Raw genomic sequence first — 14,288 nt, forward strand, 5'->3', positions numbered from 1 at the left:
TCGCATTCCGTTTCCCGCGCGGACCGGGCGGCCCCGGAACGCACACGCACCCGGAAATTCAGGACACCGGCCGCGAATCCGCCCACATCTGCTCGAACTCCTCGCGATAGGTGGGGAAGAGACCGCCCTCCTCGGTCTCGCCCGGCTTGACCACCTTCGTCCCGTTGCGCAGGACCAGCACCGGCGCCTCCATGCCGCGGGTGCGGCGCAGGTGGTTCTGCACCACGGCGATGCCGTCGGAGCCGTCGCCGTCCACCAGGTAGGCCGTGCAGCGCGGCGTCTCGTCGTAGACCTGGATCTCGAAGGCGCCCGGGTCGCGCAGCCGGGACCGCACGCGGCGCATGTGGAGGATGTTCATCTCCACGGACCGGCCCAGCTCGCCCCGCTTGATGCCCAGTTCGCGCTCGCGTCGCTTGACGGCGCTGGAGGCCGGGTTGAGGAACAGCAGCCGCACCCGGCAGCCGGACTCGGCCAGGCGCACCAGCCGGCGGCCCGAGAAGTTCTGCACGAGCAGGTTCAGGCCGATGCCGACGGCGTCGAGCCTCCGGGCCCCGCCGAACATGTCCTCGGCGGGGAACTGCCGCAGCAGCCGGACCCGGTCGGGATGCACCGCGACCACGTCCGCGTACCGGTCGCCGACCAGGTCCTCGACCGCGTCCACCGGAAGCCGGCGCGCCGAGGGCACGTCGCCGCCCGCGCCGAGCATCTCCAGCAGCCGGGCGGAGGCCCGCTCCGCCTGGTTCAGCACCGCCTCGGACAGCGCCCGGTTGCGGGAGACCACGTTGCGGGTGACCTCCAGCTCGTCCAGGGCCAGCTCGACGTCCCGGCGGTCGTCGAAGTACGGCTCGAAGCACGGCCAGTGCTGCACCATCAGCTCGCGCAGCTGCGGCAGGGTGAGGAACGACAGCACGTTGTCGTCGGCCGGATCGAGCAGATAGCCCTTGCGGCGGCTGACCTCGCGCACGGCGACCGCGCGCTGCACCCACTCCTGTCCGGCGGGACCGGCCGCGGCGACCACCCAGTCGTCGCCGTGCACGGGCTCGTAGATCGGCCGCAGCACGGCGGCGACGACCGCGCGCAGCCGCTGCTCGACCAGGTTCAGCCAGATGTAGGCCCGGCCGGCCCGCTGCGCGCGCGTGCGCACCTCGCGCCACGCGTCCGCGCCCCAGTCCAGCTCCGGTCCGATCGAACCCGCGTCCATCGGCCGTGCCAGGGACACCGCACCGGGCGGGACGTCCGTGGAGCCGCTCCCCTCGTGACCCTCGTCACCAGGGGGCAGTTCCAGCCCTCCCGAGCCCACCCGCGCACCGCCTTCCAGTCCCCCGAGCACTCCCCGTCCAACGATCAAGGAGAGTACTCCGCATGCGGTGCGCGATGCAGCCCGATGGACAGGGTCGTTTCCCCAACGTCCGCCGTGCAGGCGACCGTTCCGCCCTCCGGGGTCCGGCGAGTGAGCATATTCATAGCGGATTCGCAGGATGTGCGGTCGGCGGCGACCGGGGCATGGGTAGAAGGTGGACCCGCCCTGCTTCCCGCCCGTTCGGGGAGACACGGGGACACTCGGAGCCAAGGCGTCCCCACCGGCGCCGTACACCTGAAAGAGTCGTGTCCATGCAGGTCTGGCCTGGCGAGGCGTATCCGCTCGGTGCCACGTACGACGGCGCCGGAACGAATTTCGCGGTCTTCACGGAGGCCGCGGACCGAGTAGAGCTGTGTCTGCTGCACGACGACGGCTCCGAGACCGCGGTCGAACTGCGGGAGAGCGACGCGTTCGTGCGGCACGCGTACCTGCCCGGGGTGATGCCCGGGCAGCGGTACGGCTTCCGTGTCCACGGGCCGTACGCCCCCGAGCGGGGGCTGCGCTGCAACTCCGCGAAACTGCTGCTCGATCCGTACGCACGTGCGATCAGCGGCTCGATCCAGTGGGGCGAGGAGGTCTACGGCTACCACTTCGACGACCCCGAACGGCGCAACGACCTGGACTCGGCGCCGCACACGATGACGTCGGTCGTGGTCAACCCCTACTTCGACTGGGGGGACGACCGGAGCCCCCGGACGGAGTACCACCACACGGTGATCTACGAGGCCCACGTCAAGGGCCTCACCATGCGCCATCCGGGGCTGCCCGAGGAGCTGCGCGGCACGTACGCGGGCCTGGCGCACCCGGCGATCATCGAGCACCTGACCGAACTGGGCGTCACGGCGCTGGAGCTGATGCCGGTCCACCAGTTCGTGAACGACCACCGGCTGGTCGACATGGGGCTGAACAACTACTGGGGCTACAACACCATCGGCTTCTTCGCCCCGCACAACGCCTACGCGTCCTGGGGCGACCGCGGCCAGCAGGTGCTGGAGTTCAAGTCGGCGGTGAAGGCGCTGCACGAGGCCGGGATCGAGGTGATCCTCGACGTGGTCTACAACCACACCGCCGAGGGCAACCACCTGGGCCCCACGCTGTCCTTCAAGGGCCTCGACAACCCCTCGTACTACCGGCTGGCCGAGGACCCGCGGTACTACATGGACACCACGGGCACGGGGAACTCGCTGCTGATGCGGTCCCCGCACGTACTCCAGATGATCATGGACTCGCTGCGGTACTGGGTCACCGAGATGCACGTCGACGGCTTCCGCTTCGACCTCGCGGCCACCCTGGCGCGGCAGTTCCACGAGGTGGACCGGCTGTCGTCGTTCTTCGACCTGGTGCAGCAGGACCCGGTGGTCTCCCAGGTGAAGCTGATCGCCGAGCCGTGGGACGTCGGCGAGGGCGGCTACCAGGTGGGCAACTTCCCGCCGCTGTGGACCGAGTGGAACGGCAAGTACCGGGACACCGTGCGGGACCTGTGGCGGGGCGAGCCGCGCACGCTCGCCGAGTTCGCGTCCCGGCTGACCGGCTCCTCCGACCTCTACCAGGACGACGGGCGGCGCCCGCTCGCCTCGATCAACTTCGTCACCTGCCACGACGGCTTCACCCTGCACGACCTGGTGTCGTACAACGAGAAGCACAACGAGGCCAACGGCGAGGACAACCGGGACGGCGAGAGCCACAACCGGTCCTGGAACTGCGGGGCCGAGGGCGACTCCGACGACCCGGACGTGCTGGCGCTGCGGGCCCGGCAGATGCGGAACTTCATCGCCACCCTGATGCTCTCCCAGGGCGTGCCGATGATCAGCCACGGCGACGAGCTGGCCCGCACCCAGCGGGGCAACAACAACGCCTACTGCCAGGACAACGAACTGGCCTGGCTCGACTGGCCGGACGGGGAGGAGAGCGAGGGCGAGGGCGACGACGGGGACCTCCGGCGGCAGCTGCTGGAGTTCACGCGGGCGATGGTGTGGCTGCGCAAGGACCACCCCGTCTTCCGGCGCCGCCGCTTCTTCCACGGCCGTCCCGTGGAGGGCACCCACGACGACCTCTCCGACATCGCCTGGTTCACGCCCGAGGGCGCGGAGATGACCCAGCGGGACTGGGAGTCGGCGCGGGCGTCGGCGCTGACCGTGTTCCTCAACGGCAACGCCATCTCCGAGCCCGGGCAGCGCGGCGAGCGGATCACCGACGACTCGTTCCTGCTGATGTTCAACGCCTCCCCCAAGCCGCTGGACTTCGTGGTGCCCGTGGACCACGGCGCGCAGTGGCAGGTGGTGGTCGACACCGCCCGCGGGGACGGCGTGCCGCCGGGCACGGGTCCGAAGGTGTCCGCGGGCACGCGGCTGACGCTGGCCGACCGGAGCCTCACGGTGCTGCAACGGCCGGCGTAAGGGCCCCGCGGCCCGTGGGGCTCCGCCCAGGACCCCGTTCCGCAGACGTCGGAGGGGCTGATGTCCAGCCCCTCCGACGTCTGCGGGCATCCCGCTCCCGCCCCGAACGGAGCAGCGATGGCACGAGAAGCCACTACGCGGGTACGTAGGTTCCCATGACCTCTGAGCGCCCTGACCCGGCAGTCCCCACGGCGACCTACCGGCTGCAGCTCCAGTCCGCCTTCCCGTTCGCGGCGGCCGCGGAGGCCGTGCCGTACCTGGCCTCGCTCGGCGTGTCCCATCTGCATCTGTCGCCCGTCCTGGAGGCGGTGCCCGGCTCGCAGCACGGCTACGACGTCGTGGACCCGACGCGCGTACGGGAGGAGCTGGGCGGCGAGGAGGGGCTGCGGGAGCTGTCCCGCACCGCGCGGCGGCACGGGCTCGGGCTGGTGGTGGACATCGTCCCGAACCACATGGCGATGTCCCCGCGTCACAACCCGGCGCTGTGGGAGGTGCTGCGCGACGGCCCGTCCTCGCGCCGCGCCCGCTGGTTCGACATCGACTGGGAGGCGCAGGGCGGGCAGGTGCTGCTGCCGGTGCTCGGCGGGCCGCTCGGCGAGGAGGCCGGCCGGCTGAAGGCCGACGGGGACGTGCTGCGCTACTACGACCACGTCTTCCCGCTGCGCGAGGGCACGGCCTCCCTGCCGCTGCCGCAGCTGCTGGACGCGCAGTGGTACCGCCCGGTGTGGTGGCGGCTGGCCCGCACCGAGCTGAACTACCGGCGGTTCTTCAGCATCTCCGAGCTGATCGGGGTGCGGGTGGAGGACCCCGAGGTGTTCGAGGCGACGCACGCGAAGATCCTGGAGCTGCTGCACGAGGGCGTGGTCGACGGGCTGCGCGTCGACCATCCGGACGGGCTCGCCGACCCCGGGACCTATCTGCGGCGGCTGCACGAGGCGACGGGCGGCCGCTGGACGGTGGTGGAGAAGATCCTCGCCGACGGCGAGGCTCTGCCCTCCTCCTGGCCGGTCGCCGGAACCACCGGCTACGACGCCCTGCGTCACGTCGACGGGCTGTTCGTGGACCCGGGCGGGTTCGGGGAGCTGCTGGACCGCTACCGGGCCCACGCGGCCCCGCAGACGGACCGGGGCGGCGACTGGGACACCACGGTGCGGCGGGCCGCGTACAAGGTGCTCACGCACGAGCTGGCCGCCGAGCTGGACCGGCTCACCCGGGTGGCGGGCCGGCTGTGCGCGACCGCCCCCGAGACCGCGCTGCGCGACCGCGCGCCCTGGGCGCTGCGCACCGCGCTGACGGAGCTGCTGGTGCGGCTGGAGGTGTACCGGCCCTACACACCCGAGGACGCGGCCACCGTGGTGACCGAGGAGGCCGCGGCCGAGGCCCGGCGCGCCTTCGCCGTCCCGGAGGAGGCGGGCGCGGTGGACGTCGTACGGGACCTGCTGCTGGGGCGGTACGGGGACGGGCCCGCGTACGTGGAGTTCCGTACGCGGTTCGCGCAGACGGCGTCGGCGCTGCGGGCCAAGTCCGTGGAGGACACGGCGTTCTACCGCTACGTGCCGCTGCTGTCGGCGACGGAGGTGGGCGGAGAGCCGGGCGATCCGGCGGTGGCCCCCGACCGCTTCCACGCGTACTGCGCGCGCGTGCAGCGCGACTGGCCGGCCACGGGGACGGTGCTGTCCACGCACGACGCCAAGCGCAGCGCGGACGTGCGGGCGGCGCTGCACGTGCTCACCGAGTGCCCGGAGCGCTGGGCGTCCCTGCTCGCGGAGGTGTCCCGGGCCGGGGAGGCCGTGCCCGACGGGCAGACGGCGTGGGCGGCCTGGCAGACGGTGTTCGGCCTCGGCCCGGCCGAGGAGGAGCGGGTGCAGGCGGCGCTGCTGAAGCATGTGCGCGAGGCGGGCCTGTTCACCAGCTGGACGGAGCAGGTGCCGCCGTACGAGGAGGCGGTGGCGCGGTTCGTGACGGCGGGGCCGTGCGGGGTGCCGGGGCGGAAGGTCGCGGAGCTGCGGGAGGCGCTGGAGCCCCACATCCGGGCGAACGTGCTGGGCGCGGCGCTGGTGCACCTGACCATGCCGGGCGTGCCGGACCTCTATCAGGGCACGGAGCACGAGTACCGGGCGCTCGTCGACCCGGACAACCGGCGGCCCCCGCGGTTCGGGGAGGACGGCCGGGACGGCGCGGACGGCGCGGACAAGAGTGCGGTGACCCGGGCGGCGCTGGCGCTGCGGACGCGGCGGCCGGAGGTCTTCGGCACGACGGCGTCGTACGAGCCGCTGGCGGCCCAGGGACCGGCTGCGGACCACTGCCTGGCGTTCGCCCGCTCCGGCGCGGTGGTCACGGCGGTGACCCGCCTGTCCCTGCGTCTCGCGGAGTCGGAGGGCTGGGGTGACACCCGGCTGCCGCTGCCGCCGGGGCGGTGGGTCGATGTCCTGGGGGCTGGGCGGGAGTTCGAGGCAGACGTGCGGGTGGCGGAGCTGTTCGCCTCGTCGCCGGTGACGCTGCTCGAGCGGTTGCCGGAGTGACGGTGGTCGTGGGGCGCTGTGCGGGTTCGGTGACCGGCCGGCGCACGGCCGGTGCGGACCCGGGGGACGCGCGGCGGGCGCGGGACGGCCGACGTGCGGGAAGAGGCTCACCCCATGCCTCTGAGCGCCCCCTGGCGGCTCCCCCGCACCGCCCTTGACACCGTCTCGCGGCCGTGGGGTACTGCGCAGTGCGAGTGCGGGCGGTGACGGGGGGTGGGTCCGCTGCGGGAGTCGCGCTATCCGACGGTGTCCGAACTGGTCTTCTCCGCCCGGGCGCTGGCGATCCAGTGGCCGGGTCTGTGTGCGCTGCGGCAGGTGGGGGTGTCCCGTGGGGGGCGGCCGCTGCACCTGCTGTCCGTGGGACGCGCCCGGCACGCCGTCCTGGTCGTGGCGGGCGCCCACGCCAACGAGCCCGCCGGCAACGGGACGCTGCTGGAGCTGGCCCGGCGGACCCTGCTCGAGCGGGAGCTGCGGGACGGCGTCTCCTGGCACTTCCTGCTGTGCGCGGACCCCGACGGGGCGAGCCTGCACGTCACCCCGGCGCCGCGCAGTCTGTACGACTACCACCTGGGCTTCTTCCGCCCGGCCGGTCCCGAGCAGCCGGAGTGGGCGCCCTCGGTGCTGCCCGCCGACCGGCTCCCCCCGGAGACACGGGCGCTGACCGGGGTGATCGACGAGCTGCGGCCCTTCCTCCAGGTGTCCCTGCACGGCACCGATCTGGGCGGCAGCTGGGTGCAGTTGACGCGGGACGTGCCCGGACTGGCGGAACCGTTCGCCAAGTCCGCGGCCGAGCTGCACATCCCCGTCGAGACGGGCGCCTCGGACGCGGCGGGCTGGCCCGCGTCGGGGCCCGGCGTGCACGTGATGCCCGCGCCGGAGGCGGCCCCGGCCTATCCGAGCCTGAGCGACGACGCCCGGCACAGCACCTGGTACCACGCGCACCGGTACGGCGGCCTGACCGCGGTGGTCGAGGTGCCGATGTGGGCGAGCGACCTGGTCGACGACCCGGCCCCGCACCCGGCGCCGGACACCGCGATGCACGCGCTCGCGGAGCGGCTGCTGCGGGACGCGGGCGAGGTGCGGCACGTGCTGGAGGACTCACGGCCGGGGCCGCCGCCCGCCGAGGCCGGCGGTCCGCTGCTGCGGGCGGCCACCTGGGTGCTGGAGCTGGTGCCTGGACTGGCGGCCGACCTGGTCCGCACCCCGCCCGCGGACGGCACCCGCGCCTACGTCGGCAGCGTGGACGCCTTCGCGCGCCGGGTGCCGCTCCGGGCGGCGGCGATGCTGCGGCGCGCACTGCACGACACCGACGCCCGGGCGGCGGCCCGCCTGGACCACCTGGTCGCCCACTGGAGCGACGCCTTCGCCGCCCGCTTCCGCGCCCGCTGGGTGCCGGTGCGGCACCAGGTGGAACACCAGTCACGCACGGTGGTGGCGGCGGCGCGGCAGGCGCGGGCGGGGTTGATGTGAGGGGGGCGGGAGGCGCGTTTCCCGGCACGGGACGACGCCGCGCGGTCGTCGTGCCCTGTTGTCCGGCTCACGGGTCGGCCCGCAGGCCACGCCGGGGAGCGGCGAGACGGTGCTGACGCTGGGCGGCGGCGGGGCGCTGCTCGGCTGCTGCCCGCACGTCGGGCGCCGACCACGGCGCCCGGCTGACCGAGCCTCCGGGGCTGCGCCACTCCCTCGGCACGGAGGCCGGCCCGTGCCCGGCGGGCAAACCGTGACGGCCCCCGTACACCGGCCCGCGTGTCCTGCCGCGCCGCGCCGGACGGCTCGGCGCGTCTCACGTCCCGTCCAGCGCGAACAGGGCCCCCGTGCGGGCACGCAGCGTGCAGGCGTTCGGGAAGGTTTCCGTCCAGGTGACCGGACGGTCGCGCCACATGCCCTCCGCGTGGGCCGTCACCGGGGCGTAGATCATCGGGCAGAGGACGTCCTCCGCGGGGAGTGCGGCGATGCGGCCGTCGGCGGCCGACAGCTGCGCGCAGGCCTCCTCCGCGTGCGGGTGGCCGCCGCCGGGCGGGTCGCACCGCAGCAGCGTGCCGCCCTCCGCCCCGGCCACCTGCGTCTCCCCGTGGCTGACGCTGAGCATCAGCCAGTTCCCGGTGTCGGCGTGGGCGGAGGGCGTCGCGCCCGCGAGCAGGAGGAGGGCGGCGGCGGACAGCCCCGCCCCTACCGTCTTCACTGAGGTGTGCGTCATTCCCGGTGCATCGGCACGGCGGGCCCCGGACCCCAGCCCGGCTCACCCGAACGGGAGGCTCCGGACGTCCTCCGTACGGCCGGGGCGCACACGGCGCGGATCACCCGGGCCTGGTACTCCGCCTGGCGGTCCACGGGGATCCAGCGGGCGTCGAGCGTGTCCCGGAGGTCCGCGCAACGCGCGTCGATCAGGCGGTTCAGCTCGGGCAGCGCGTCGGCCGGGTCGTGTCCGGCTCGGGTGACGAGCTGGTGCAGCAGCCCGGCGGTGCGCAGGGCCAGGCGCCTTCCGGCGAGGCGCAGACCTCCACGAAGCGACGCCGTCGTCCACCGGAGGTACAGGCCGTGCGGGGAGTACAGGGAGTGCAGCATCCTCCTGCAGTCAGTCACGACTGCCGGGGCCCGTCAACACCGTCACGTGTCGACACCACTCGTTCGTACGTCAGTTGGCGGCGAGCCGGTAGGTGATCCGCCCGAAACCCACCTGGTCGCCGTCGCGGACCACGGCCGCGCCGACGACCCGGCGGCCGTTCACCGTCGTGCCGTTGGTGGAGCCGAGGTCGCGCAGCACCCACAGCCCGCCCTGGTGGGTGAGTTCGGCGTGCACGCGGGACACCGTCTCGTGGGTGAGCCGCAGCCCGTTGGCGGGGTCGCGCCCTATCCGCAGCGGGTGTCCGTGCGCGGGGTGCGGCAGGAGCAGCTTCGGCAGCTTCTCGGCCCGCCAGGCCCGGCGCAGCCGTACGGTGAACCCGGAGACGGACTCGACCGTGCCGAACACCGCGCGGGAGAGGCGGCTCTCGCGCGGGAGGTCGGCGGTGAGCGCGGCGAGTTCGTCGGCGCGCCGCGCCACGAGCGCCAGCTCCATGCGCCGGATGAACGTGTCATGGGACAGGCGCCCCTTGGCGACGCCGTCCCGCAGCACGCTCAGCGCCTTGTCGCGCTCCGCGTCGGAGAGCCGCGCGGGGTACGTGGAGAACTCGAAGGACGACGTCACGCGGTGATTGTCGGTCAGCCGGGGGCGAGCTGTCCAGAAACCCCGCTAACGGAAGACTCGCCCAGGCCCGCGCCCGCGGCGGCCGCGCCCGCCCGCGCACTTCGGGCGACACCCGCCGCAAAACGGCGGATCCCCCGGCGAATTGATCTCCTATGCCGCACGATGGAGGCGCTTCATCACGGTGAGCAGACGAAGGGGAACCGTCCGTGCAGTTCGAGGTGTGGGCACCACAGGCCGGCCGAGTGACGCTCCGGTGCGACGGCGTCACGCGCGCGTTGGAGCGCGATCCCGAGCGGGAGGGGTGGTGGCGGGGGGAGGCCGAGGCGCACGACGGCTCCCGGTACGGCTTCGCACTGGACGACGGACCGGTGCTGCCGGACCCGCGGTCGCGCCGCCAGCCCGACGGCCCCGACGGGCTCAGCGCCGTCGTCGACCACGACCGCTTCGAGTGGGGCGCCGAGTGGACCGGACGCCCGCTGCCCGGTGCGGTGCTGTACGAGATGCACGTCGGCACCTACACCCGCGAGGGCACCTTCGACTCCGCCGCCGAACGGCTCGGCCACCTCGCCGACCTGGGCGTCACCCACGTCGAGTTGATGCCGGTGTGCCCGTTCCCGGGCCGGCACGGCTGGGGGTACGAGGGCGTCTCGCTGTGGGCGGTGCACGAGCCGTACGGCGGGCCCGAGGGACTGAAACGGTTCGTCGACCGGGCGCACGCGCTGGGGCTCGGCGTCGTCCTGGACGTGGTGCACAACCACCTGGGCCCGTCGGGCAATTACCTGCCGCAGTTCGGCCCGTACTTCACCGACACGCACCACACACCCTGGGGCGTCGCGGTCAACCTGGACGCGCCCGGCTCGGACGAGGTGCGCGCGTACCTCGTGCAGAGCGCGCTGGCGTGGCTGCGCGACTACCGGATCGACGGGCTGCGTCTCGACGCGGTGCACGCGCTGGTGGACACCCGCGCGCGCCACTTCCTGGAGGAGCTGTCGCAGTCCGTGGACGAACTGGCCGCCGACACCGGCCGGCCGCTGTTCCTGATCGCCGAGTCCGACCTCAACGACCCGCGGATCATCACCCCGCGCGAGAAGGGCGGCCACGGCATCCACGCGCAGTGGAACGACGACTTCCACCACGCCCTGCACACCGCCGTCACCGGCGAGTCGCAGGGCTACTACGCCGACTTCGCCCGGGCGCCGCTGACGGCCCTGGCCAAGACGCTCACCAGCGGCTTCTTCCACGACGGCACCTACTCCAGCTTCCGGGGCCGGCACCACGGCCGGCCGCTCGACCGCACCCGCGTGGCCGCGCACCGGCTGCTCGGCTACAGCCAGACGCACGACCAGGTCGGCAACCGCGCCCAGGGCGACCGGCTGGCCGCGCTGGTCTCCCCCGGGCTGCTGGCCTGCGCGGCGGCGCTGACGCTGACCGCGCCGTTCACGCCGATGCTGTTCATGGGCGAGGAGTGGGCGGCGGGCACGCCGTGGCAGTTCTTCACCGACCACACCGACCCGGGGCTGGCGAAGGCGGTCAGCGAGGGGCGGCGCCGGGAGTTCGCGGCGCACGGGTGGGCGGAGCAGGACGTGCCCGACCCGCAGGACCCGGCCACCCGTGACCGGTCCTGCCTGGACTGGTCCGAGCCGGAGCGGGAGCCGCACGCGCGGATGCTGGCCTGGTACCGGCAGCTCCTCGCGGTCCGCCGCGAGCAGCCCGACCTCACCGACCCGGACCTCGCCGACACCAAGGTGGCCTACGACGAGGACCGGCGCTGGCTGGCCTTCCGCCGCGGCGACGTCCGCGTGGCGGTGAACCTGGGCGTCGAACCGGCCGACATCCCCCTCGGCTCCCGCGAGGCCCGCGTCCTGGCGGCGTGGGAGCCGGTGGACGTGCCGGGCGCGGACGGTCTGCTGCGGCTGCCCGGGGAGTCGGCGGTGGTGCTGCTTCAGGGGTGAGGGGGGCGCGGGGCGGGTCCGCCCGCTCCGCGCCTCGGGACGCCCGCGGTGCGCCGCGTCACGGCGCCGCGTCGCTGTCCCGCAGGTCGGTGACGCGCTCCAGCATGATCGGCTCCCAGGCGCGGCGGAGGCGGGTGCGGAGCAGCGGCAGGGACGCCGTGTCGTTGTGGACGAACGCCTCGGCGAGGTGGATGACGCAGTCGCAGCGGGCCAGCCACAGGCCGCGCAGGCAGGGGCGGGCGCCGTAGCCCGCCAGCGTGGCCGCGCGGACCGCGGCGGGGGCGCCGACGGCGCGGGCCAGGCCCGCGATGTCCTCGGCCGGATCGCCGACCACCGCCGTGTCCCAGCCGAGCACCCCCCGCACCCGGCCGTCCGGGCCGACGACCAGGTTCCCGCCCGTGAGGGCGTGGTGCACCAGCACCGCCGAACCGGCCTGTGCGGCGAGCTGCACCGTCGCGGCCTGGGTGAACTGGCGCAGCCGCGCCGCCTCGAACTCGTCCGCCTTGTCGAGGAGTTCGACGGCCTCACCCGCCGCCCGCCGCAGGGTCTCCAGCGAGCGCGGCGGCACCCGGGGCACGCCCAGCGACTCGGCCTGCCGTACCGGCACCTGGTGAAGCCCGGTGAGCAGGCCCGCCAGGTCGGTCTCGCCGACGGCGGACACGGTGTTCTCCTCCGCCGTGCCGCCGGGCAGCCGCGTCTCCAGCGTGCACAGCAGGCCGGGGGCCCACTCGCCCTGCGCCATCGCGACGGGCAGCGCCACGGACACGTGCGGGCGCACCACCTCGCGCAGCCGCAGCTCGCGGCGCCACCGCACGCCGGTCGCGCGGTCCGGGGCGAGGTGCAGCACGTACCGGGTGCCCACCGTCCAGGTGGTGGGGTCGGCGCCGTCGCCGGCGGGCCGCACGTCGAGGGCGGCGGACGCGCCCGTGCCGTGCCCGCTGTCCTTGAGCAGGGACCGGGCCAGTCGGCGGACGGTGTCAACGGTGGGTGTCGGTGCCTGGGTCATGGTCGCGCCGTAACCGTTCGGGAGAGGCAGGTGGGGACGGGGCGGAAGAACCGGTCGGTGCCGCTCAGTCGACCATCACCATCCCCCGCTCCGTGTCGTTCAGCCGCCGTCCGCCGTCCTCCGTGACGGTCACGATGTCCTCGATCCGCACCCCGAACCGGCCCGGCAGATAGACGCCCGGCTCGACGGAGAAGCACATGCCGGGGACGAGCGGCCGCTCCTCGCCCTCGATCATGTACGGCGGCTCGTGGGTGGTGACGCCGATGCCGTGCCCGGTGCGGTGGATGAAGTGATCGCCGTACCCCGCGTCGGCGATGACCGCGCGGGCCGCCCGGTCGACGTCCTGGCAGGCCGCGCCCGGCCGCACGGTGCGGAAGCCGGCCTCCTGCGCCTCGCGCACCAGGTCGTGCACCCGGCGCTCCTCCTCGGTGGGCTCGCCGACGTGCACCGTGCGGGAGGTGTCGGAGCCGTAGCCGTCCCTCAGGCCGCCGAAGTCGAGGACGACCATGTCGCCGCGCTCGATGCGGCGGTCCCCGGCCTCGTGGTGCGGGTCGGCGCCGTTGGGGCCGGAGGCGACGATGGTGAAGTCGACCTGGGAGTGGCCGAAGCGGCGCAGCAGCGCGGCGAGGTCGGCGGCCACCTCCGACTCCCGGCGGCCGGAGAAGCGGACGTTCCTGATCTCCTCGAACGCGGCGTCGGCGGCGGCGCCGGCCGCGGCGAGCCGCTCCAGTTCCGCGGCGTCCTTCACGGCGCGCAGCATCGGCAGCGCCTCGGTGAGGGAGACGTACGAGGTGTCGGGGAGCGCCTGCTGCAGTCCCAGCAGGTGCAGCGCCCAGGCGTTGTCGCTGACGCCGAACCGCCCCCGGTCGTCGAGGAGGGCGGCGGCGAGGGCGTAGGGGTCCTTGCCGTCGGTCCAGTCGCGCAGGGCGAGGGCGGGAGCGCCGGTGGCCTTCTCGGCGTCCGGGGCCTCCAGGGTGGGGACGACGAGCACGGGTTGCCGGCCGGCGGCCAGGACCAGCAGGGTGAGCCGCTCGGTGACGGCGGGCGGCGCGTACCCGGTGAGCCACACCAGGTCCGGGCCCGGCGCGACGAGCAGCCCGGCGAGCCCGGCGTCGGCGGCCTGCCGCGCCGCCCGGTCCATACGGGCCTTGTAGTCGTCGGCGGTGAAGGGCACAGGTGCGGTGCCGGTCATCCGGGTGCCTCCCAGGGCGGACGTCGGGGCTACGGGCAGCATCCTGCCCGCCGAACGGGTACGGCGCGAGCCGGTTGCCGGGGTTGCCCCCGGAGTCACCCCGTCCGGGGGCGGCACCGCCGGCTCCGCCGGCCCCGACGCGGCCGTGCGGCTCCGCGCCCCCGCCTCCCGAAGGCACCCACCCCCCTCACGTGAGGATCCCGGGAACCGCCGTCAGCTGCCGGAAGCCGCCCGTGGGATGCCGGACGGTCAGGCGGATGCTCGTGCCCGGTGGGGTGCGGGAGACCGCGTGGGCCAGGTCCGCGGCCGTGTCGACGCGGGTGGCGCCGACGGCGAGCAGCAGGTCGCCCTCGCGGAGGCCGGCCGTGTGGCCGGGGCCGGGTCTCTGCACGCCGACCACCAGGGCGCCCGGCCGGCCGTCGTCGGTCACCTCCACCCCGAGCCGGGCGGAGAGGGCCGGCCCGGACGCCGGGGCCGGGCCCGCCCACGCGGTGACCAGGACGCCCAGAGCGGCTCCGGTCAGCAGCAGCGCCGGCCCCGCCGCCGCCCGCCGGCCCCGCGGGCGCTCGCGGGACGGCTCCTCGGGGGCGGCGGGAGCGGGGTCCGGCCGGGGACCGGTGTGGTCGCCGGGCATCGGCCGGGGGCGGAGCGCGGAGGGTTCCATGGCGGCCGG

At 74.6% G+C, this 14,288-nt stretch carries 10 protein-coding genes and 1 pseudogene; 4 read left to right on the top strand and 7 right to left on the bottom strand.

Annotation, left to right across the window (positions count from 1 at the left end):
• Positions 1-58: 58 nt before the first annotated feature.
• Positions 59-1,300 carry an SAV2148 family HEPN domain-containing protein gene (locus ELQ39_RS06170; protein WP_190001689.1) on the bottom strand — a complete coding sequence of 414 codons (1,242 nt, stop codon included), beginning with the start codon at positions 1,298-1,300 and terminating at the stop codon, positions 59-61.
• 311 nt (positions 1,301-1,611) lie between these two features.
• Here ELQ39_RS06170 and glgX point away from each other — a divergent pair, with 311 nt between their 5' ends.
• From glgX to ELQ39_RS06185, 3 genes are all read left to right on the top strand, one after another.
• On the top strand, positions 1,612-3,756 hold the full coding sequence (gene glgX, locus ELQ39_RS06175; protein ID WP_190001293.1) for a glycogen debranching protein GlgX: 2,145 nt from the start codon (positions 1,612-1,614) through the stop codon (positions 3,754-3,756).
• Positions 3,757-3,911: 155 nt separating this feature from the next.
• Entirely contained in the window at positions 3,912-6,278 is a 2,367-nt protein-coding gene (treY, locus tag ELQ39_RS06180; RefSeq protein ID WP_242591287.1) for a malto-oligosyltrehalose synthase, read from the top strand.
• A 213-nt stretch (positions 6,279-6,491) separates the two neighbouring features.
• Positions 6,492-7,748 carry a M14 family zinc carboxypeptidase gene (locus tag ELQ39_RS06185; RefSeq protein WP_242591288.1) on the top strand — a complete coding sequence of 419 codons (1,257 nt, stop codon included), beginning with the start codon at positions 6,492-6,494 and terminating at the stop codon, positions 7,746-7,748.
• Positions 7,749-8,061: 313 nt separating this feature from the next.
• On the opposite strand, the gene ELQ39_RS06190 is transcribed toward ELQ39_RS06185, so the two are convergent.
• From ELQ39_RS06190 to ELQ39_RS06200, 3 genes and pseudogenes are all read right to left on the bottom strand, one after another.
• On the bottom strand, positions 8,062-8,475 hold the full coding sequence (locus tag ELQ39_RS06190) for an SSI family serine proteinase inhibitor (RefSeq protein WP_190001290.1): 414 nt from the start codon (positions 8,473-8,475) through the stop codon (positions 8,062-8,064).
• Positions 8,472-8,820: pseudogene (locus ELQ39_RS06195) on the bottom strand (dehydrogenase); the annotation flags it as partial. The gene ELQ39_RS06190 and the pseudogene ELQ39_RS06195, both read right to left, overlap by 4 nt.
• Before the next feature lie 93 nt (positions 8,821-8,913).
• Positions 8,914-9,465: an FHA domain-containing protein gene (locus ELQ39_RS06200; protein ID WP_190001289.1), complete on the bottom strand. Its 552-nt coding sequence runs from the start codon at positions 9,463-9,465 to the stop codon at positions 8,914-8,916.
• A 206-nt stretch (positions 9,466-9,671) separates the two neighbouring features.
• Between ELQ39_RS06200 and treZ the strand changes: the two genes are divergently transcribed.
• Positions 9,672-11,417, top strand: a complete 1,746-nt coding sequence (treZ, locus tag ELQ39_RS06205) for a malto-oligosyltrehalose trehalohydrolase (RefSeq protein ID WP_242591289.1) — start codon at positions 9,672-9,674, stop codon at positions 11,415-11,417.
• A gap of 58 nt (positions 11,418-11,475) precedes the next feature.
• Here the strand turns inward: treZ and ELQ39_RS06210 are convergent, their stop codons facing one another.
• The 3 genes from ELQ39_RS06210 to ELQ39_RS06220 all read right to left on the bottom strand — a co-directional run bounded on the left by ELQ39_RS06210 (position 11,476) and on the right by ELQ39_RS06220 (position 14,279).
• On the bottom strand, positions 11,476-12,423 hold the full coding sequence (locus tag ELQ39_RS06210; protein ID WP_190001287.1) for an aminoglycoside phosphotransferase family protein: 948 nt from the start codon (positions 12,421-12,423) through the stop codon (positions 11,476-11,478).
• Positions 12,424-12,487: 64 nt separating this feature from the next.
• Positions 12,488-13,615 (bottom strand): aminopeptidase P family protein, encoded by a 1,128-nt coding sequence (locus ELQ39_RS06215; protein WP_242591290.1) that lies wholly within the window; start codon positions 13,613-13,615, stop codon positions 12,488-12,490.
• Between the two features lie 187 nt (positions 13,616-13,802).
• Positions 13,803-14,279 (bottom strand): PDZ domain-containing protein, encoded by a 477-nt coding sequence (locus ELQ39_RS06220; RefSeq protein ID WP_242591291.1) that lies wholly within the window; start codon positions 14,277-14,279, stop codon positions 13,803-13,805.
• Positions 14,280-14,288 lie beyond the last annotated feature (9 nt).

This window comes from Streptomyces sp. GB4-14 (assembly GCF_022696125.1).
GTDB classification, from domain to species: Bacteria; Actinomycetota; Actinomycetes; order Streptomycetales; family Streptomycetaceae; genus Streptomyces; species Streptomyces werraensis.

What these genes read in the sequence shown, in the direction of transcription:
- ELQ39_RS06215 (WP_242591290.1), bottom strand. Translation starts at nt 13,615, where the DNA reads ATGACCGGCACCGCACCTGTGCCCTTCACCGCCGACGACTACAAGGCC.
- ELQ39_RS06190 (WP_190001290.1), bottom strand. Translation starts at nt 8,475, where the DNA reads ATGACGCACACCTCAGTGAAGACGGTAGGGGCGGGGCTGTCCGCCGCC.
- glgX (WP_190001293.1), top strand. Translation starts at nt 1,612, where the DNA reads ATGCAGGTCTGGCCTGGCGAGGCGTATCCGCTCGGTGCCACGTACGAC.
- ELQ39_RS06210 (WP_190001287.1), bottom strand. Translation starts at nt 12,423, where the DNA reads ATGACCCAGGCACCGACACCCACCGTTGACACCGTCCGCCGACTGGCC.
- treY (WP_242591287.1), top strand. Translation starts at nt 3,912, where the DNA reads ATGACCTCTGAGCGCCCTGACCCGGCAGTCCCCACGGCGACCTACCGG.
- ELQ39_RS06220 (WP_242591291.1), bottom strand. Translation starts at nt 14,279, where the DNA reads ATGGAACCCTCCGCGCTCCGCCCCCGGCCGATGCCCGGCGACCACACC.